At 62.2% G+C, this 19,875-nt stretch carries 18 protein-coding genes; 8 read left to right on the forward strand and 10 right to left on the reverse strand.

Going from position 1 to position 19,875, the window contains the following annotated elements:
- Together CO660_RS01220 and CO660_RS01225 are read left to right on the forward strand one after the other, a co-directional pair.
- On the forward strand, positions 1–648 hold the full coding sequence (locus CO660_RS01220; RefSeq protein WP_097597019.1) for an OB-fold-containig protein: 648 nt from the start codon (positions 1–3) through the stop codon (positions 646–648).
- The gene (locus CO660_RS01225) at positions 645–2,411 is read left to right on the forward strand and encodes a flotillin domain-containing protein (protein ID WP_097597020.1); all 1,767 of its coding nucleotides are present in this window, start codon (positions 645–647) and stop codon (positions 2,409–2,411) included. Before CO660_RS01220 ends, CO660_RS01225 begins: the two co-directional genes overlap by 4 nt.
- Positions 2,412–2,433: 22 nt before the next feature.
- Here CO660_RS01225 and CO660_RS01230 read toward each other — a convergent pair whose 3' ends face one another.
- From CO660_RS01230 to CO660_RS01265, 8 genes are all read right to left on the reverse strand, one after another.
- Positions 2,434–3,174, reverse strand: coding sequence for a metallophosphoesterase family protein (locus CO660_RS01230; protein ID WP_097597021.1), 741 nt, complete (start codon positions 3,172–3,174; stop codon positions 2,434–2,436).
- The gene (uraH, locus tag CO660_RS01235) at positions 3,175–3,531 is read right to left on the reverse strand and encodes a hydroxyisourate hydrolase (protein ID WP_085778997.1); all 357 of its coding nucleotides are present in this window, start codon (positions 3,529–3,531) and stop codon (positions 3,175–3,177) included. It lies immediately after the preceding gene.
- Complete coding sequence (locus CO660_RS01240) at positions 3,528–4,028, reverse strand: ureidoglycolate lyase (RefSeq protein ID WP_097597022.1); 501 nt, start codon at positions 4,026–4,028, stop codon at positions 3,528–3,530. Before CO660_RS01240 ends, uraH begins: the two co-directional genes overlap by 4 nt.
- 5 nt (positions 4,029–4,033) lie before the next feature.
- Positions 4,034–4,396 carry a HepT-like ribonuclease domain-containing protein gene (locus tag CO660_RS01245; protein WP_097597023.1) on the reverse strand — a complete coding sequence of 121 codons (363 nt, stop codon included), beginning with the start codon at positions 4,394–4,396 and terminating at the stop codon, positions 4,034–4,036.
- On the reverse strand, positions 4,393–4,893 hold the full coding sequence (gene uraD, locus CO660_RS01250; RefSeq protein ID WP_097597024.1) for a 2-oxo-4-hydroxy-4-carboxy-5-ureidoimidazoline decarboxylase: 501 nt from the start codon (positions 4,891–4,893) through the stop codon (positions 4,393–4,395). The genes CO660_RS01245 and uraD overlap by 4 nt, the downstream gene beginning before the upstream one ends.
- Complete coding sequence (puuE, locus tag CO660_RS01255; RefSeq protein WP_085779000.1) at positions 4,893–5,816, reverse strand: allantoinase PuuE; 924 nt, start codon at positions 5,814–5,816, stop codon at positions 4,893–4,895. The genes uraD and puuE overlap by 1 nt, the downstream gene beginning before the upstream one ends.
- 114 nt (positions 5,817–5,930) lie before the next feature.
- The gene (locus CO660_RS01260; protein WP_097597025.1) at positions 5,931–6,638 is read right to left on the reverse strand and encodes a DUF1045 domain-containing protein; all 708 of its coding nucleotides are present in this window, start codon (positions 6,636–6,638) and stop codon (positions 5,931–5,933) included.
- Positions 6,639–6,752: 114 nt separating this feature from the next.
- Positions 6,753–7,931 (reverse strand): FAD-binding oxidoreductase, encoded by a 1,179-nt coding sequence (locus CO660_RS01265; protein WP_097597026.1) that lies wholly within the window; start codon positions 7,929–7,931, stop codon positions 6,753–6,755.
- Between CO660_RS01265 and mnmD the strand changes: the two genes are divergently transcribed.
- The gene (mnmD, locus tag CO660_RS01270; protein ID WP_097597027.1) at positions 7,930–8,658 is read left to right on the forward strand and encodes a tRNA (5-methylaminomethyl-2-thiouridine)(34)-methyltransferase MnmD; all 729 of its coding nucleotides are present in this window, start codon (positions 7,930–7,932) and stop codon (positions 8,656–8,658) included. The two genes, CO660_RS01265 and mnmD, sit on opposite strands and share 2 nt — an antisense overlap.
- 26 nt (positions 8,659–8,684) lie before the next feature.
- Here the strand turns inward: mnmD and CO660_RS01275 are convergent, their stop codons facing one another.
- The gene (locus CO660_RS01275) at positions 8,685–12,104 is read right to left on the reverse strand and encodes a response regulator (protein ID WP_097597028.1); all 3,420 of its coding nucleotides are present in this window, start codon (positions 12,102–12,104) and stop codon (positions 8,685–8,687) included.
- A gap of 322 nt (positions 12,105–12,426) precedes the next feature.
- Between CO660_RS01275 and CO660_RS01280 the strand changes: the two genes are divergently transcribed.
- The 5 genes from CO660_RS01280 (at position 12,427) to CO660_RS01300 (ending at position 18,466) form a co-directional block, all read left to right on the forward strand.
- Positions 12,427–12,735, forward strand: a complete 309-nt coding sequence (locus tag CO660_RS01280) for a hypothetical protein (protein WP_097597029.1) — start codon at positions 12,427–12,429, stop codon at positions 12,733–12,735.
- 68 nt (positions 12,736–12,803) lie between these two features.
- Positions 12,804–13,919, forward strand: a complete 1,116-nt coding sequence (locus CO660_RS01285) for a DNA alkylation repair protein (RefSeq protein ID WP_097597030.1) — start codon at positions 12,804–12,806, stop codon at positions 13,917–13,919.
- A 247-nt stretch (positions 13,920–14,166) separates the two neighbouring features.
- Positions 14,167–15,900 carry a DEAD/DEAH box helicase gene (locus CO660_RS01290; RefSeq protein ID WP_097597132.1) on the forward strand — a complete coding sequence of 578 codons (1,734 nt, stop codon included), beginning with the start codon at positions 14,167–14,169 and terminating at the stop codon, positions 15,898–15,900.
- Between the two features lie 309 nt (positions 15,901–16,209).
- Positions 16,210–17,199, forward strand: a complete 990-nt coding sequence (locus tag CO660_RS01295) for an AraC family transcriptional regulator (RefSeq protein ID WP_085779007.1) — start codon at positions 16,210–16,212, stop codon at positions 17,197–17,199.
- 58 nt (positions 17,200–17,257) lie between these two features.
- Positions 17,258–18,466 carry an MFS transporter gene (locus CO660_RS01300; protein ID WP_097597031.1) on the forward strand — a complete coding sequence of 403 codons (1,209 nt, stop codon included), beginning with the start codon at positions 17,258–17,260 and terminating at the stop codon, positions 18,464–18,466.
- A gap of 133 nt (positions 18,467–18,599) precedes the next feature.
- Here the strand turns inward: CO660_RS01300 and CO660_RS01305 are convergent, their stop codons facing one another.
- Positions 18,600–19,499 (reverse strand): DMT family transporter, encoded by a 900-nt coding sequence (locus CO660_RS01305; RefSeq protein WP_097597032.1) that lies wholly within the window; start codon positions 19,497–19,499, stop codon positions 18,600–18,602.
- Positions 19,500–19,875 lie beyond the last annotated feature (376 nt).

A 19,875-nucleotide genomic window follows, 5' to 3' on the forward strand; every position in this document is an offset into this window, starting at 1 on the left:
ATGGCACTTCTTTTCGCCCCTGAATGTGCCCCCTTCGCCATCGCCGCCGCCGTGCTCGCAGGCCTGACCGCGATCGAGATGCTCGCGACCGTCATGGGTTTTTCGATCATGGAATTTCTGGGAAAACCGGATTTTCATGGCCATGACGGGTTTTCGGGCTATCTGTCCTGGCTCAACGTCGGCGGCGTTCCCCTGCTCATCCTCATCATGCTGGCGCTCGGCTTCTTCGCCATGACGGGCTTTGCCATACAGGCCGTCGCCAACGCCTTCTGGGCGCCGCTTCCCGCCGCCGTCGCCGCCGTTCCCGCCATCTTGGTCGCCGTGCCCATGGTCAGGGCGTCGAGCAGAACCGTGGCGCGGCTCGTTCCACACGACGAGACCTATGCCGTCGATCTCGACACATTGATCGGCCGGACCGCCGAAGTATCGCTCGGCCCGCTTGATCAGGGACTGCCGGGGCGCGTCCGCGTCAAGGACCAGCATGGAAACTGGCACGTGCTGAGAGCCAAGGCCGCCAGAGATCAGGAGCCTCTCAAGGTTGGCACGGAGGTTCTCCTCGTCGATCGCACGGCAGATGTATTTATCGCCATTCCCGCACTGGCGGACCCCGCCGCAGCGGACAATCAATCTTTCAGGGAGCAGCCATGATGTATGACATTATTCTACCGGCCGGCATAGGCATCGTTCTGATCTTCGGCATCGGTTTTGTTCTCGCCTCTCTCTATACGCGCTCCAGCCGCGACGAGGCCTATGTGCGCACCGGCCTCGGCGGCCAGAAGGTCGTGCTCGACGGCGGCTCCGTCGTCCTGCCGATCTTCCACTCCATCGCCAGGGTCAATCTGAAGACACTGCGCCTCGAGGTTCGCCGCGGCGAAGGCGATGCGCTGATCACCAAGGACCGCATGCGCGTCGATATCGGCGCCGAATTCTACGTCCGCGTTAAACCCGACGCTTCGTCGATCGCGCTGGCCGCCCAGACGCTCGGCAGCCGCACCAACGACGCCGAGGCGCTTCGCATCTTGATCGAAGCGAAATTCGTCGACGGCCTTCGCTCGGTGGCGGCGACCATGAATCTCGACGCGCTGCAGGAACAGCGCATGGATTTCGTCAAGGCCGTGCAGGAAGCCGTCGGCGCCGACCTCCAGTCGAACGGCCTCGAGCTTGAATCCGTGTCGCTGACACGCCTCGACCAGACCGACATCAAGCATTTCAACGCTAACAATTTCTTCGACGCGCAGGGGCTGGCGGCGCTGACCCGCATCACCGAAGGCCGCAAGAAGGAGCGCAACGAAATCGTCCGCGACACCGAAGTCGCCATCGCCCAGAAGGACCTGGAGGCCCGCCAGCAATCGCTGGCCATCGAGCGGACCAAGCGCGAAGCTGAACTCAACCAGGAACGCGACATCGCCAACAAATCCGCGGCGACCCGCGCCGAAACCGCACAACAGGAACAGGCGGCCAAACGCGCCGAGGAGGAAGCCCGCATCGCCGCCGAACAGGCGATCGCCGAGCGCGAGGCAGCCGCCAAGCAGGCCCGCGAAAGCGCAAACATCGATGCCGCCCGCGCCGTCCAGCAGCGCGATACCGAAGCCAAGCGCGACCTTCAGATCGTGGCGCAGGAAAGCGCGATTGCCGTCGCCAACAAGAGCCGTGAAGAATCCGAAGCCAAGGCCACCGCCGAAATGGCCCGCGCCCGGGCGATCGCAGCGGAGGAAAAGGTCGGCACCGCCAAGGCGATCGAAATCGCCGAGCGAGAAAAACAGATCGCCGTGATCGATGCCCGCAAGACCGCCGAAACCGAAGCGACCGCCGTCACCGTCGGCGCCGAAGCCGAGAAGCAGGCGGCGATCGACCAGGCGGAAGCCATCAAGACGCTTGCGACCGCGGAAGCCGATGCGGCGATCATCAAGGCCAAGGGCATTCTCGAAACCGGCCGGGCTCAGGCCGAAAGCGAGGCGCTGCTCAACGAGGCCCGCAACAAGCTCAGCCAGACCATCATCGAGTTCGAAATCACCCGCGAGCGTATCCGCATCATTCCCGAGGCGCTCGCCGAAGCGGTCAAGCCGATCGAGAAGATCTCCGATATCCGCATCTTCGACACCGGCGGCATGCTCGGCCGCGGAAACGGCGCGAACGGTGAAAACGGCATTGGTCTCGGCGACGGACTGGCCGGCCAGTTGCTCTCCTATCAGGCCAACAAGCCGATCCTCGACAAATTATTGAAGGAGGCCGGCTTCGACGGCGACAACGCCATCTCATCCCTGCTTGGAACTCTCGATGGAGCAAAACCGACAATCCCAGCCGCGGCTCCGGCAAAACAGGCAATCCCGCCCGCCACTCCGGTAAAGCCCGTAGCATCGGCCGCGGCTCCCGTACAAACGATCGCTCCTCACGCGCCCGAGAAGGATTGATCGCAGCGCAGGTAGGGCCGGGCTATCTCACCCAGCCCGTTGCAAGCGCACTGGCCCAGTCGGCACGGCCCCTTTCGGCGGCCAGTGCCGACTGGGCCATGTGGTCGTAGGCGACAGTTCGGAACTGCCACATCCATCCGGCTGCCGTCTTTTCCAGGATAGCGTAGCTCGCCAGCGGATGGCCGGCTTCGACCTTGTGATAATAGGGCAGCACATCGTCATAGGCGGGGCAGCCCACACTGCCGGGATTGACGATCAGCCGGCCGTCCGAGAGTCGGACGGCACGGGGAATGTGGCTGTGGCCGCAGAGGATCAGCGGCAGGTCGATGCCTTCGGCGAGCGCCTCGATCGCTTCGAACGGCTTGAAGAAGACTTGCCCCTGCGGCGAAACGGACTCCAGCCAGTAGAGATTGTCGTCTTTCGGCGTCGCATGGCAGAGATAGGCCTCGCCGCGATATACGGCATCGAACGGTAGACCCCGCAGCCACTCGAGGTGGGACGGCGTCAGCTGCCGGTAGGCGGCAGCATCCGAGGCATGCATAGAGGCGGGATCCTGCTCGATCAGATAGCGGTCGTGATTGCCCCGAACCGAGGTCAGCCCGAGAGGTGTCAGCAGGTCAGCCGTTCGGCCTGCCTCCAGCGGCCCGCTGAAGAAATCGCCGAGATTGACGACGTCCTCGATTCCATGAGCCCGGATATCGGCAAGCACCGCCTCGAGTGCAAGATGGTTGCCGTGAATATCGGCGATTGCAGCAAACCTCATTTAGCTGCCGCGATAGGTTGAATAGCCGTAAGGCGAAAGCAGGAGCGGCACATGGTAATGCGCCGTGACATCGGCGATGCCGAAGCGGATCGGCACGAGATCCAGGAAGGCCGGATGCGGCAGCGGCGTGCCGCAGGCCCTGAGATACTCGCCGGCGTGGAAGACCAGCTCGTAGATGCCTACGTGAAAATTTTCGCCCGCAAGGATCGGGCCACCGTCGACTCGGCCGTCCGCATTGGTCTCCACCGTTTTCAGATGTCTGCGGATCTCGCCGTCGAGCTGGAAAAGATCGATCCTGAGCCCATTGGCGGGCTTGCCAAGGGCGGTGTCGAGCACATGTGTCGTCAGTCCGGTCATGGGGCTGGCTCTTTGATGACATAGGGGGGGTCGAAGAAGAATTCCTCCAGATTATTGCCAGGGCCGTCGCGGTCGACGACCAGGAAATCGGAGGTTTGGCCGAGCGCCATCAGCGGATGATGCCACACATTGCGGCGGTAGTTTACACCCTGGTCTCCGCGCGCGAAAAACACCTGCGGCCTGCCCGGACGTCCGCCATCGTCCTCGGAGACGACGACGAGGAATGGGCGGCCGGAGATCGGCGAGAAACTCTGACTGCCGAAGGGATGGCGTTCCATCATGTCGACGTCATAAGGGAAGCTGCGCGGCTGGCCGCGAAAGAGATTGATGATGACGCGCGCGCCCTCGCCCGCCGCCTCCGCCGTGGCCAGCGCATGGAAGCGTTCGGTCGTGCCGCCGTTGATGAGCCGCATCGAGGCTGGATCGGCTTCGATCACTTCGCCGAAAGGAGCAAAGGCCGATCTGGTAAGCGGGCGGAGATCGAGAAAATCAGCCAATGGGTTCACTCACCTTCGGCGTGCCAGTGACGAATAGCGTCGATCTCGACGAGAAGTTCCGGCAGCGTGCGATAGGTTGCATCCCAGATGTCCGAGGGATCGAGGGCGAAGACGTCTTCCAGGATACGGTTGCCCGTTCCGCAGATTTTCGTCCACGGCAGAGTGGGATGCTCGGTTGCGAATTCCGGATGGGCTACGAGCAGTCGGGAAGCAGCCGCGCCGATAGTGAAGTGGCAGAAGGCGACCGCCTTGAAGGTGAGATTATCCTCGGCGAAGGCCGCCTCATCCATTCCGCCCACGAAGTATAGTGCTTCGGCTGCCGCCTTCTGCATTTCATTGAGATAGTCGATAGCACGAGGCTCGTTCATTTGCCCTCCGGCAACATCGATGTCAGGCGCAGCAGCGCGATCCGTTCGACCTGTGTCGTGGCGGTCGCGAATTCTTCATCCAGGTCATTGCCGATCCGCCTTTCGAAGGCCGAAAGGATATCGTCCTTGTCGAGCCCTCTGACGGCGATGATGAAGGGAAAGCCGAATTTTTCGACATAGGCTGCATTAAGTTCGGTGAAGCGGGCATGTTCGGCCGGGCTCAGCCGATCGAGACCGGCGCCGGCCTGCTCCTTGCGGCTGTCCTCCGTGAGTTCGCCCGCTATCGCCAGACGCCCGGCAAGATCGGGATGGGCACGCAGCACGCCGAGACGCTCCTCCCGGCTTGCTGCACGGAAGACGGCGGCAAGAGCCGCATGCACGCCTGATGTCGTCAAAGGCTCCCTCAGACCCCCGGCGTCATAGGCGCGTTCGGCGATGAAAGGCGAATGCTCGAAGACGCCGCCGAAGCGGGAAACGAAATCCTCGCGCGACAACATCAGAGCGCATCCGGCTGATGATTCTTGTGCCAGTGCTCGGCGATCTCGATGCGGCGCGGAATCCAGACCTTGTCATGCTTCAACACATATTCGATGAAGCGCTTCAGAGAGGCTGCCCGGCCCGGACGCCCGACGAGGCGGCAATGCAGGCCGACCGACATCATCTTCGGGCTGCCGTCCTTGCCTTCCTCGTAAAGCGTGTCGAAAGCGTCCTTGAGATAGGTGAAGAACTGGTCGCCGGCATTGAAACCCTGCGGTGTGGCAAAACGCATGTCATTGGTTTCGAGCGTATAGGGGATGATCAGGAAGGGTTTCCCGTCGACGCCCTTCACCCAGTAAGGCAGGTCGTCGGCATAGGAATCGGAGGAATAGAGGAAACCGCCCTCTTCCTGCACCAGTCGCAGCGTGTTGTCGGAAGGCTTTCCTTGATACATCCCGAAAGGCCGCTCGCCGGTGAGTTCGGTGTGCAGGCGCACGGCTTCGAGGATATGCTTGCGCTCGAGATCCTCGGGGAAATCCTTGTATTCCAGCCAGCGATAACCGTGGCTGGCGATCTCCCAACCGGCCTCCTTCATGGCCGCGACGGCTTCGGGGTTGCGCGCCATCGCCAGCGTCACGCCATAGACGGTCGCCTGCACCTTGAGACCCGTGAACATCCGCCAGAGCCGCCAGAACCCGGCGCGCGAACCATACTCGTAGATCGATTCCATGTTGAGATTGCGCTGCCCCGGCCAGGCCGCCGCACCGACAATCTCCGACAGCAGGTTTTCGGAAGCCGGATCGCCTTCGAGGATGCAGCTTTCGCCGCCCTCCTCGTAATTGATGACGAACTGCACGGCGACGCGGGCGTCGCCCGGCCACTTCGGATCGGGCGTCTGACGCCCGTAGCCGACGAGATTGCGCGGGTAGGTCTCGGATACCATCAAATCACCTTCTGAAAAGACGAAGGAACGGTATCATCCGCAGCCGGAATGTCGAGACGGAAACTGCATAGGAGAATTTCTCTTTTCAACACAACGACTTAGATCGACATCTGCTCAGGCGATCCTGCGCGCGCTGACCTTGCCCATCGGGTGGAGCGAGTGAACGCGGAAGGGACCGCCAGTGCCCTCCTCGATCATCAAAGCCACATTCGAAACGATCACCGGCTCCCTCAAGACGGACTCGAAGATCGTTCCCAGCACTGGCTCGATGCGGGGCATGTCGATCGTGTTGATGGGGCCTGTCACCGGCATATGGAAGCGGAACTCCTCCATCACATAGGGATTGCCCCAACGATGCAGATTGGCGAATTGCGCCGCCGACAACCCGTCTGGATCGCTGCGTTCGATATCGGCTTCACTCAGCGGCGCCCGGAAACGATCGAACTCCTGAACGATCGCCGAAGCCAGATACTGGATCCGCTCACAGGGGGCGCTCGGCACCAGGCTGTAGAAATTGCCGAGCCGGGCGATTTCGAGACCTGGGATCTGGAAGGGAGCATATGTTCCGGCAAAACGCATGAGGTCGCGCAGGAGTTGCGATTCGGACGTCTCGGCGGAGAGGTGAAAAGGCGCTTTCAGAACGCCGTGAAAACCATAGCGCCGCGGCACCGCAGTATAAAAGGCGATCTCATGAATGCCGAGGCCGCGGACGGCCGGAGGCTCCACCATATCGCCTGAAAACACGTTTCGGCCAAGCCAATTAGCGGCCACGAGCGACAAGGGGTCGCTCGCCGGAGGCGTAAAGCAAATGGCATAGCGCATGCAATTTCCTCCATGAAGGAAGTGAGCGCCGGGGAAATCCGGCGCTGCCGATGCGCAAGCAGATAGGTGATTTGCATGACAGAATAACGAAACGCAGCTGTATCTAATTCACGTTTAACGTGAAGCGACAGCGATATGGCTTGATATCGCGAAGCTTTCCGGCAGCGAAAATTCGCAATCTGTGTCGCCTGCCATACAAACCGCAGCCTCCGCCAGCCGATGGGCCAGCCCGAAGCTCACCTTGAAACCGCCGGTCAGTGCGATTAGTCGGGGATGGATGGGATGGCGGCCGATCATTGGATCGCGGTCGATGGCTTTCGGGCGAAGCCCCGCCCAACGTTCGATGACAGGGGCGCTGCGGAGCGCCGGCACGATCGCCCGCGCCGCCTCGATCAACGCGTCGAGCTGTGCATCGGTCGAGAGGGGGTCGTCGAAACGGTTCTCGCTGGTGCTGCCGACCGCCGCATGCCCCCCCTCATGCGCGACGACATAGAGTCCATCGAGGAAGATCGTCGGCAACGCCGGGTCGACATCTGCTTTCAATAGAGCCGCCTGCCCTTTCACCGACTGGCCGAGCGGCTGCTTCAAGCCCGGCGTCAGCCGCTGCAGCGCGGGAAAGGACTGATGGCCGGCGGCCAGGATGCAGCGGCCGAACGTGATGATTTCGCCGCCGATCTCGGCCGTCCCGCGATCGGGATTGAGATCAGCGACAACAGCATTTTCCATGATGCGCACATGTTTTGCCCGCCGCAGCAATGCGATGAGCGCTGAGATCAAGGAGCGGGGCGCAACACGGGCGGCGAGCGTATCGTGCACGAAGCCACTTTCGCCGGCAGATGCGTCAGGCCAACCATCGACCGGCGGCCTGTCGATGACATGCCAGTGGAAGCGGCGTTCGCCGGTCCGCCAATGGCGCTCGGAATCTTCGGAATGGCCGCGGGCGATGCGGTTGAGATGCGGTTTCGGCAACGGGATCAGCCGCCCCGACCTGTTGTAGCCGGCCGACAGCCCGGTTTCTGCTTCAAGCGCCGCAATTTCGGTTTCGAGCGAGACCAGCGCATCGAACTGGAATTGCTTTTTCTCCGACCACCGGTCCGGCATATGCGGCATCAGCGCGCCGAGCAGTCCGCCGCTCGCGCCTCCGCCCAGTCTGCCGGCGTCGGCGAGGACGGTGCTGATACCGCGGCGTTCGGCATGAATGGCCGCCCAGAGACCCATGATGCCGCCGCCGACGATCAGCAAGTCGCAAGAAGATTGACCGGACGTCGGCTGAGGACTATCGGCTTTTTCCATGAGAGACGTGAACCCCGATGAGATTGGCGCGGGCGCGCCGCAGCCGCTCGAATGGCGCGACGGCGATATGCCCTATTCCACCGCCTTTGGCGATCATTTTTATTGCCAGACCGATGGCCGTCTGGAATGCGGCCATGTCTTTCTCGCCGGCAACGGCCTGCCGGAGCGTTGGCACGGCCAGCGGGATTTTGCCATCGGCGAACTTGGCTTCGGCACCGGCCTGAACTTCGCCGAGACCTGGCGGCAGTGGAAGCTCCATCGCGCAGACGGCCGGCACCTGCATTTCATTTCCTTCGAACTCCATCCGATGCGCGGTGAAGAGATCGGCCGGGCGCTCTCGCATTGGCCGGAGATTGATGCGGAACGCGAGGCGCTGACCGCAGCCTGGCCTCAAACACCTGCTGGTACCGTCTCGCTCGATCTCGATGGCCAGACGCGGCTCAGCGTTGTCTGCGGCGCGGCACTTGACGGCGTCGCCGCGGCAAAACCTGGCTTCGACGCCTGGTATCTCGACGGTTTCGCGCCCTCGCGCAACGGCGACATGTGGTCGGAAGAGCTGATGCGTGAGGTCGCCGAAAAGACTGTGACCGGCGGCACCTTCGCAACTTACGCCGCAGCCGGCTTCGTGCGCCGCAACCTCATCGCCGCCGGCTTTGCGGTCGAACGCCGCCAGGGCTTCGCCGGCAAGCGCGAAATGCTCTGCGGCATTAAGGCAACCGCTCGGTAAGCCCTACGACTTCCATTCGATGGAGATCAGTAACTCGTGCGCTCCGGCTGCAGCTCATCCCTGCCGAGCCATTGCCGGATCTTCTCCTCCAGAAGTTCCGGGCTGATCGGCTTCGACATGTAATCGTCCATGCCGGCGTCGAGGCAGGCTTCGCGGTCGCTTTCGAGGGCATGGGCGGTGACGCCGATGATCGGCACCCGGTGGCCCTGCCCCTTCTCCCTTTCGCGGATCGTCTGGGTCGCTTCATGGCCGTTCATGACGGGCATCGAGACGTCCATCATGATGATGCGTGGCGTGTGGCTTTCCCAGGCGGCGACGGCCTCCTGCCCGTTGTTGACGACCAGGAAGGAGAGGCCCGTCGACTGCAGTATCTGGGTGAAGACGATCTGGTTGACCTCATTGTCTTCGGCAACCAGCACGTCGACGAATTCGGCCGCCCGCTTTTGCGGCTCGGGCGCAGTTGCAAGTGCAGACGCCGGCACGGCCGCTTCCGCCCGCAGCCGGGCGATATCGGCTTCCGACGCCTGTTTGACACGGCGGGCGCGGACGACCTCGACGACAGTATTGCGCAGCACGTTGGCGCGTGCCGGTTTCATCAGATGCGCATGGCCGTTCAGCGCGGCGAATTCCTTTTCCGTGCCCGAAATATCCATCGACGTGAGGAAGATGATCGGCAGCTCGACGAAGCGGGGATCGGCGCGCAGCCGGCGCGCGACGTCGGCGCCGTTCATGTCGGGCATGTGATAGTCGAGCACGACGGCGTCGACGGTGACCCCGAGATCGGCCGCTGCCTCGAGGATCGCCAGACCGGTGCCGCCACCTTCGGCAGCCACTCCGTCAAAGCCCCAGAGCGAGAGCTGCTCGGTCAGGATGCGCCGGTTCACTTCATTGTCGTCGACGACGAGGATGCGCGCGCCCTGCACATTGATCGGCAGCGGCTTCGGTTCGAGGCGGGCGGCCGCCACCGCAAAAGGCAGGTTGACGGTGAAGACCGAGCCCTTACCCCATTCGCTCTCGACATTGATATAGCCGCCGAAGAGATCGACGAGGCCGGCGGTGATCGCGAGGCCGAGCCCCGTTCCCTCATGCCGGCGGGTCGACGAGGTGTCGACCTGCGAAAACTTTTCGAAGACCGATTCGAGCTTTTCTCGGGGAATGCCAATTCCGGTATCCTCGATGCGGATGATCGCCATGATCTCCCCGCCGGCGATCGTCTCGAAGCCGACATCGACGAAGACATGGCCGCGCTCGGTGAACTTGACGGCGTTGCCGACGAGATTGGTGACGATCTGGCGGAAACGCCCGGCGTCACCAATCACCGCGGCCGGCAGATCGGGTGCAGCCCGCACCAGCAGTTCGATGTTCTTCTCGGCGGCATGCGAGGAGAGGAGTGTCGCCACGTCCTCCACCGCTTCGGTGATATCGAAGGCGGCTTTGCGCAGTTTCATCTGTCCGGCATCGATCTTCGAAAAGTCGAGGATGTCGTTGATAATAGTCAGCAGGGCATTTCCCGACTTGACGATGATGTCGATGAAGGTTTTCTGGCGCGTGTCGAGATTAGTCTTGGCCAGCAGTTCCGCCATGCCGAGCACACCGTTCATCGGCGTGCGGATCTCGTGACTCATATTAGCAAGGAATTCGGATTTGGCGCGGTCGGCGGCTTCGGCGCGCGACAGGAGCTGGCGCAGTTCCTCCTCGCGGCTCTTGAGCTCGGTGACGTCGGTGAACAGCGCCACCCAATGCTGTCCCTGGCTGACCGTCGCATCCATGTTCACCCAGCGCTCGCCACCGACATGGAAGACGGTGGAAATTGGCTGCCTGGCTGCGATATTCGCCCGCCACTCCTGCAGGATCTCATCCGCCGCATCGTGGAAATCGCCGCGTGCCGCGCAGAATTCGAACATGCCGAGCCAGCCCTGGCCGGCCTCGATATAGTGCGCCGGGATCTGCAGGATCTCGGCCATCGCCTCGTTGGACATTTTGATCATGCCGTCCTGGACGATGGCAAGGCCCTGCGACATGGCATGCGTCGCATCCCGCATCATTTCGCCGAGCCGCTCGAGGGCTGCGCGCGTCTCGTGGATTTCCTTTTCCCGTTCGCGCACCGCAGAAATATCGGCATAGGTGAGCAGAATGCGCTCGTTGGAGATGCGGCGGCTGTCGAAGATCACGGATTTGCCGCCCGCCCAGCCAAGCTCGATCGGCTCGGGCTCCTCGGCTTCGAACAGATGTTTGCGGAAGGCGTAGATCTCTTCCGGCGTCTGTGTCCCGTCGTAGCGGCCGAGCTCGTCATTACGGCGGATGACGTCGATGAACGGGCGGCCGTCGAAGCGATCGTCGAGCGGCAGTTCCCAGATGCTGTAAAATTCGTCGTTGACGTAGAGAATCCGGTGGTCGTTATCGAGGATCAGCACGCCGATCGGCAGCGAACGCAGAATGCTCTCGATGTCCCGATGCAGTATTTCTTGCTGTTTGCGCGATTCAATCAGCGCCTTCTCGCGTTCCTTGAGCGGCGAGATGTCGGAAAAGGAGCCGACGACATAGGTTCGCCCATCCCCCGTTATGACACGGTTGACGCGCGAGATGACGGGATACACATGGCCGCTATTGCTCGGCATCTCGCTTTCGAGCTCCACCGAAATGCCGTCCCTGAGCGCCAGCAGGTTTTCCTGGTAGATCGCCTCAGCACCTTCCGGCCCGAACATTTCGTGTTCGGTCATTCCCAGATATTCGGAGCGGGCGCGGCCGCTGAAGGTTTCATAATATTTGTTGGCATAGACCAGGCGGTGCTTGTCGTCGCGGACGAAGACCGCCACAGGCAGATCCTCCAGGACGGTGCGGAGAACGTCGAGTTCATTGACACTCTCTCCCCAGGCCGATTCCTCGGCGGCCACAGGCGTCGCGCCGTTGCGATAGGCTGCATTGACGACCAGCGGGCGTCCGTCGGCTGCAAAGATGCCGATCGGGTGATCGAGGTTCTCTAGTGCCTCGCGCACTTGGGCGAGATCGGCGGCACTTCCGAAATCGTTTACAGTCTTAGAGCTACCGGCAATCCCGGGCTTGCCGGCAATCCTCCCAAGAGCAACGGCACTGCGTTCGCGCGCTTCGAAGATGCCGAGCACATAAATCCGCTCCGGCGACGGCGAGAAGCTTTCGATCTGAATGCGCTCGTGATCGAGGCCAGCGGCATCGAAACAGATGGCATTTTCCTCGGTGCCGAACACCAGCGCGCGGCGCTCCTTGTCCTCGCGGTCCTCTTCCTCGGGGCGGTCGAAGAGTTCGCGGCTGCGCCTGCCGATGAAATCGGAAATCTCTCGGCCCAGGAAATCGGCATAGGCCTCGTTGACGGCGACATAACGCAGCTCGCTGTTCTTGACATAGGCCGGGGTGTCCAGATCGGCGATCCGGCGGCAAGCCAATTCCAGAATGTCCCCGGCTGATTTCAAGAAATCGTCGCTCCCGCAATGAATGGAATATCAACGACAAAGACTATAACGCCAAGGCTTTTAACAAGGTTTTAACCATAAATTTCGAAGGCGGAATTTTACAATCGGCGTACGGACCGGAGTGGCGCCGTATGCTGCACGAAACCGAAGGGATGACTGCAGCAACTGCGGCCGGCCGCAATCCGCTCTTTACTCATGGCTGGCCGTTGAAATCATGACTAAAATTTAATGCGGGCCGCCCTTGTGCGGCCATCGCTCCGCCGCGATCCGGGCGGAGTCTGGCCATGGCTTTATAGAAGCCAGTCTAGATAAGGAAGTTACCATGTCCGTTCTTCATAAGACCATGGCGACGGGCCTGATCGCGCTGACCTTTGCCGGCGCCTCGCTCGCCACTGCCACCACCGCCGATGCCCGTCCGCGCGATGCCTTCTTTGGCGGCCTTGCGGCCGGCGTCGTCGGCGGCGCCCTTCTGTCGGAGGCCGCCCGCCCCGCCTACCCCGTCTATCCGGCTTACCCGGTCTACCGTCCGTACCCCGTCTATCGGACCTATTACCGGCCGCACTATTGCCACCTCGAATGGCGTTACGACCGCTGGGGCGAGCCCTACCGCGTGAAAGTCTGCCCGGAATAGCAAGACCGCATCCGGCGCCGCTTGACCTCCCGGCGGCGCTGGTCCAATCCTCCCGCAGGAGGATCAGCATGCCGGAACCGCTCAAGAAACTGCTGCATGAAGAGCTCGTCGGTGATATGGCCGATCACATTGCGGCCCATGCGCCCGCCTTCGACCGGGAACGTTTCGTAACTCTGGCGACCGATGGCCTCGCAGCCCTGGAACTGATGGAGCGCTCCGCATTGATCCGTGACGCGCTGCTTGCCACGCTTCCCGGAGATTTTCCTAAAGCAGCCTCTATCCTCAAGGCAAGCCTGCCGGCCGCCGACACGCCGGGACTCTCCGGCTGGATGCTGCTGCCGGTCAATCAGTTCATCGCCGCCCGCGGCACCGATCATTTCGATCTCGGCCTCGACCTCCTCAAGGCGCTGACGCCGCATTTCACCGGCGAATTCGGCATCCGGCAATTCATCCATCGCGACCAGCAACGTGCGCTCGCCACAATTTCCACCTGGGTCGGCGATCCCGACCAGCATGTGCGCCGGCTTGCGAGCGAGGGAACGCGGCCGCGCCTGCCTTGGGCCATGCGCCTGCCGCAACTTGTGAAAGACCCCGCACCGATCCTGCCGATCCTGACCGCGCTGATGGATGATCCGGAGGATTATGTGCGCCGCTCCGTCGCCAACAGCTTGAACGACATCGCCAAGGATCATCCAGATCTGGTCGCCGCCTTTATCGCCGGCCATATCGACGGCGCGTCCGCCGAGCGCCGCCGGCTGCTGAAACACGCCTCTCGCACGATGCTCAAGAAAGGCCATGCGCAGGCGCTTGCCAATTTCGGTTTCGACGCGGCAACCGCGCTGACATGCGAGCTGCGCCTTCAGAACGGCGAAGTGGTGTTCGGCGAAGAGCTGGATTTTGAAATCCGCCTGACCAATTCAGGCGAAACCGCGCACTCACTAATGATCGACTACGCCATTCACCACATGAAGGCCGACGGCTCGCTCTCGCCAAAAGTCTTCAAATGCAAGACGGTCACGCTCGCGCCGGGGCAGAGCCACGCAATCGAGCGCCGCCATGCCATGCGGCCGATCACGACGCGGCGCTATTATCCCGGTGAGCACCGCATCGCCGTGCTCGTCAATGGCGCCGAAAGCGCATCGGAAAGTTTCGTCCTCAGAATGCCGTCGCCTGACCCGGGCTAATGCCTTTTTGTGCGCTGCACTTGACTTTCCACGCAAACTAGCCCAAATGCGGCTCAGCTTTCACCCTTCCGGCCGCCGCGTGAGCGTGCCCCTGCTCGAAAATACGAAACGCAGGAAGAAGGGACAAAAGCGCATTTCGACAGAGCGCCGCACTCTCAAGAGCGGCCAGAAGCGCTGGAAAGCTTTTTCCAACTTGCAAGTTCCCACTTCACGCGGGGTTCTTGACGCCAGAATGAAACCGGATCGCATGGTGCGTTCCGGCGCTAGTCGTTGTGGCGCCCCGAAAGGTTATGCCTTGACTAATTTTGAATCGCTTGGTGTCTCCAAGCCGATCGTCGCCACCTTGTTCCAGCTCGGCATCGAAACGCCGACGCCGATCCAGGAACAGGCCATTCCCCTCCTCATTTCAGGCCGCGATCTGATCGGCCTTGCCCAGACCGGCACCGGCAAAACCGCCGCCTTCGGCCTGCCGCTCATCGAAAAGCTGCTCGCTGACGAGCGCCGCCCCGACAACCGCACGACGCGGACGTTGATCCTGGCGCCGACCCGCGAGCTGGTGAACCAGATCGCCGAGAACCTGAAGAAGTTCATCCGCAAGTCGCCGCTGCGCATCAACGTCGTCGTCGGCGGTGTGTCGATCAACAAGCAACAGCTGCAGCTCGAAAAGGGAACCGACATCCTGGTCGCGACCCCCGGCCGCCTGCTCGATCTCGTCAACCGCCGCGCCATCACGCTGACGACGGTGCGCTATCTCGTGCTCGACGAGGCCGACCAGATGCTCGACCTCGGCTTCGTGCACGACCTGCGCAAGATCGCCAAACTGGTGCCGAAAAAGCGTCAGACCATGCTGTTTTCGGCCACCATGCCGAAGGCGATCGCCGATCTCGCCGGCGACTATCTCGTCGATCCCGTCAAGGTCGAAGTCACGCCTCCCGGCAAGGCTGCCGACAAGGTCGAGCAGTATGTCCATTTCGTCGGCGGCAAGAACGACAAGACGGAACTGCTACGCAAATCGCTGACCGAAAATCCGGACGGCCGCGCCATCGTCTTCCTGCGCACCAAGCATGGTGCGGAGAAGCTGATGAAGCACCTCGACAATATCGGCTATTCCGTCGCCTCGATCCACGGCAACAAGAGCCAGGGTCAGCGCGAGCGGGCGCTGAAGGCCTTCCGCGAGGGCAGCATCAAGACGCTGATCGCGACAGACGTCGCCGCCCGCGGCATCGACATCCCGGCCGTCAGCCACGTCTACAACTACGACCTGCCCGAAGTGCCGGATGCCTATGTCCATCGCATCGGCCGCACGGCGCGCGCAGGCCGCGACGGCATTGCCATCGCCTTCTGCGCCCCTGACGAAGCCAAGCTGCTGCGAGATATCGAGCGCCTGATGGGCATCGACATATCAGTTGCCAGCGGTGAACCGCCGGCACATATCAGCGCCGGCGGCCCGCGCCGAGGCAACGGCAATGGCAACAACCGCAATCGGGGCGGCAGCCAGGGTCGCGGCGAAGGCCGCGGCGATGCCAACCGCTCGGAGCATCGCGGCAGCCGCCAGGAACGCCGCCCGCGCCGCGAAGGCGAAGGCAGCGAAATCCGCGCCGGCGGCGAGGAGCGCCGCGAGCGCCGTCCTCGTCCCGAACGCTCAGGCCGTAACGAGGACTTCCGCGGTCAGCGCCGCGGCGAAGCAGCCCCGGATTTCGGCCCCGACAACGATCTGGCCTCGACCTCCGATTTCCGCCCGGCAAAGCCGCAGCGCCCTGCCCATAACGGCCCCAATGGCCATCATGCCAATGGCGAACCGAGCGGCCATCACCGCGGCAACGGCCGCCACGCTCACGGCCGCCCGGCCCGCAAGCACGGCGAAGACCGTGGACCGCATCAGGCTCAGGGCGGCGAACAGCGCCGCGACGGCAATGGCGGCAACCGCCGCGGCGGCTCGGGCTCTCGCAATGGCGGCGGCCAGCGCCGCGAACGCGCCTGAGCGCCGATTGATTCAAAGGAGAAAAGGCCGGACCTTCGGCCTTGAATATTAGGAGGCCGGAGCATCTGGTGGGATGCCCGGCCTTTCTCATCGTAGTGACGACAACACTGCGACGGCAGTACTCGGTCACGTTTCCCGGTTCTGAACGCACCCAGTTGACGAGATCGAAGCCTTTCGCAGCGCCGGCGGGAGCCTTGCGGTATCAATGCGCTGTGAACCCGCCGTCGACGGGCAGCGTGACGCCGCAAAGAACCGCGCCGCGAAGCCGGACCGCTTGCGTCCCGGACGTTTGAGACCTAAATTGGCTCCATGCTTGACCATCCGTCCCGGCCATTGTCGCCGCCAACTATCCCAATGGATGCCCTGAGCGAAGTCCTGCAAGACTTTCGCTTGAGTGGAGTCAATTATGGACGCTGCGAGCTCAGGCACCCATGGAGCATCGCCTTTCCGCAACAACAGCTGCTTCGTTTTCACTTCGTCAGCCAGGGTCCATGCTGGATCCATACCGAAACCCACGGATGGCAGGCGTTGAACGATGGCGATCTGGTGCTGCTGCCGCAAGGTAACGCACACCGGTTGGCGAGCGCGCCTGATGTTGAGGGCGACTCGCTTAAAAGTTGCCAGATTACAAAATTGGGCAGCAACGTCTGCGACGTCGTGCGGGAAGGAACGGGCGCCACCAGCACCCTTTTCTGCGGCTCCATGGCTTTGGGCGCCCATGCGCTTAATCCCTTAATCGCCTTGATGCCCCCAATCATCAAGGGCTGCGATGTGGCCGGCAACGACCCGATCGTAGGCCCCCTGCTGGCCGCTATGTCGGCGGAGGCGACACAACCCCAGATGGGAAGTGCGACGGTCTTGTCGCGTATGGCGGACTTGCTCGCTGCGCGGCTTATCCGTTGCTGGGTCAACTGCAGCGGAGCCTCGACCACAGGCTGGCTCGCTGCCATCCGCGATCCCCAGATCGGTCGTGTGCTGGCGGCCATGCACCGAGATCCCGGCCATAACTGGACCCTTGAAAGCCTCGCTGGTGTGGCAGGCCAGTCGCGCTCGATCTTCGCCGAGCGCTTCAGCGCTATCTTGGGAGAAGGCGCGGCACATTATCTCGCCCGTCTGCGTATGCAGCTTGCCCGCGATTTGTTGGCGCAGAACGGCATGTCGGTCGCCGAGGTAGCCTCACGATTGGGCTATGAGTCCGAGGCGTCTTTCGCGCGTGCCTTCAAGCGGGTCACCAATCTTTCACCGGGGATTGTGCGTCGCACAAATTCCGGACGAACGGACATGGATTTCGGATTTTAAGACACATATCATCCTGAAAACTTCGTCTATGAAATCTCCGAACACAGGAGATCCATCTATGACGGACACAACATCACAATTCGACGAGGCTGCAATCGGCCTGGAGACGGCTGAACCATCCGCGTGGAGCGCGGCGACTTGGTTTGCCGTTGTTTCGATGGCGGCCACCAGCTTTGCACTGGTATCTGCTGAGTTCCTGCCGGCGGGACTGTTGACGCCAATGGCGCGCGATCTCGGCATTTCCGAGGGAACGGCCGGACAGGTCGTCACCGCCACCGCTTCCGTCGGAGCTGTGACGGCCCTTTTGAGCAATGTTCTTATCGGCAGAGTGAACCGCAAGGTGGTGCTGGTCGGTCTCAGTGCGTTGGCAGTCGGCTCCAATATACTCGCATCTTTAGCGACCGATTTTTGGCTTTTGTTGTTGGGCCGGGCTGGGCTGGGCATCGCGTTGAGCGGCTTTTGGGCGCTTTCCGTGGCGGTCGTGGCGAGGCTGGTCGGCGCCAACGCGACAGGTCGGGGCATGGCTATCGTCACCCTCGGCGTTTCGCTCGCCACGATAGCTGCACCATCAATGGGTGCTTTGATCAGCGATTGGCTGGGATGGCGCAGCGCCATGGCGATGACAGCCGGGCTTGCCACGGTTGCCATGCTGCTGCAGGTGCTCAGCTTGCCGACGCTCCCGGCAAGCACAAGCAACAGTCTCGCTGATGTTTTCCGGCTGACACGACGGCGCGGTGTTCAACTGGGAATGCTTGCTATCCTTTTGCTGATGACCGGACATTTTGCCGGATCGGTTTATGTGCGTCCCTTCCTTGAACAAGTGACGCTCCTTGAAACCAGATCGATCGCCCTGGCACTGCTCGGGTTTGGCATCGCCTCGGTGATCGGCAATCTTGCCGGTGGCCGGATGGCCGACGCGAGCATCCGCATAGCGCTCGCAGTCACGGCGGTGTTGATGGCTTTTGCCGCACTCGCTCTGTTGCTTTGGGGCGCTCATACCGCCGTCGCGTTTGCGCTCGTCGCGCTTTGGGGCTTTGCCTTCGGCATGGCGCCGGTAGTGCTGCCGACCAATCTTTCCCGCGCGGCCGCCGACGCTCTGGAGGCGGCGGGCAGCCTGATGGTCGTCTCCTTTCAGGTGGCCATCAGTAGCGGCGCGATTCTTGGCGGCTATATCGTCGACCACTACGGCGCTGCGGGACCATTGACGCTCACCGCTCTCCTGGCGGCGTCGACGGTTGCCTTGGCGCTGCTGCAGCCCCGCAGCTGATCGTCGCTTGCTGCTTGATGGGCCGAGTAGCGCTCTACGGCGCTCTAGATATGAGGTCGTCGGCAATCGCCGGCGACCTCGCTCAGTTGAGGTTCAAGCCATCCGATTGTTCGACCTTGGCCCAGCCATCAGCCTATACGCTCGCCTGCGCTTGCTGAACGACCCTACGGTTTGTCATATATACGCCCATCACTACGATCGCGGTGCCGATGATCAACGGCAGCGTCAGCAGTTCCCCGAAGGCAACGAAGGCCTCCAACGCCACCGCCGGCGGCATCAGGTAGATGAGCGAGGCGGCGCGCGAGACCTGTCCGCGGCGGATGAGGTAAAGCAGCAGCCCGACACCGCCCATCGAGAGGCCGAAGACCGACCAGAGAAGCGCGCCACAGGCCTGCGCGGTGCCATCGAAATGCTGGTTCTCGAAGATCAGCGACAACGGCAGGGTGAGAATTAGCGCACCGACATACTGCAGCGTCGCGATGCTTCTGAGATCACCCGACTGCAAGTGTTTCTTTTGGTAAAGCGTGCCGTAAGTGACGGAGCCCATGGCGATGAGGTTGATCGCCAGCGGCAGCGCCGCATGGCTGAGATCGGCCGTCGCCGGATCGAAGAGCTTCGGCGAAATCGCGATGGCGATACCGATGAAACCGAGCCCGAGGCCGAGCTTCTGTGTCTGTTGCAACCGCTCGCCGACGAGAAAGGGCGCCGCCATTGCGGTCAGCAGCGGCTGCAGCGCCGCGATGATCCCCGATATGCCGGCCGGCACGCCATTGGCAATCGCCCACCAGAGGCCGGCGAGATAGAAACCATGCAGGAAGAAGCCGGAATAGATGGCGCGCAGCCACGTCGCCCAGCTTGTCGGCCATTGCGCCCGCATCAACAGGCAGAGCACCAGGAATGCCAGGGCCGACAGCGCGTAGCGTATCGAAAGAAAGGTGAAGGGCTCGGAATGCAGCGCCGCATATTTCGCCACCACCCATCCCGTGGACCAGAGCAGAACGAAGAGAGCGGGGGCAAGGCGATCGAGGGACATGGGGGCTCGCAAGAAAGATTCGCCGTGCTGATAACGGCACCCGGGCACCGCAGTCAAAGGCGAAGCGTTGATGCTTACGTGAAATTTCGCTGATGTTGCGGGCGACAGGCGGGGCCATGCCACCACGGCGAAGAATCGCAGGCGCTTTCCCAATCTCCCTCATTCCTGTGCTCGTCACAGGAATCCAGTGCGCCCAAGTCCTTGGGCGCGGGAGACTCTCATCATCGTCACAGAGTCATTCACCGCGCAGACGCGCGGTGGCTGGGTTCCTGTGACAGGCACAGAAATGAGGGAGGAAGCGCATGCACCCTTTAAACCGCTTGACCGAAAAACCATCACCTGCCCACATTTTGCGCAGCCCCGGCAGAGTGAACAC

The sequence above is a fragment of the Rhizobium sp. L9 genome, assembly GCF_002531885.1.
Classification (GTDB): domain Bacteria; phylum Pseudomonadota; class Alphaproteobacteria; order Rhizobiales; family Rhizobiaceae; genus Rhizobium.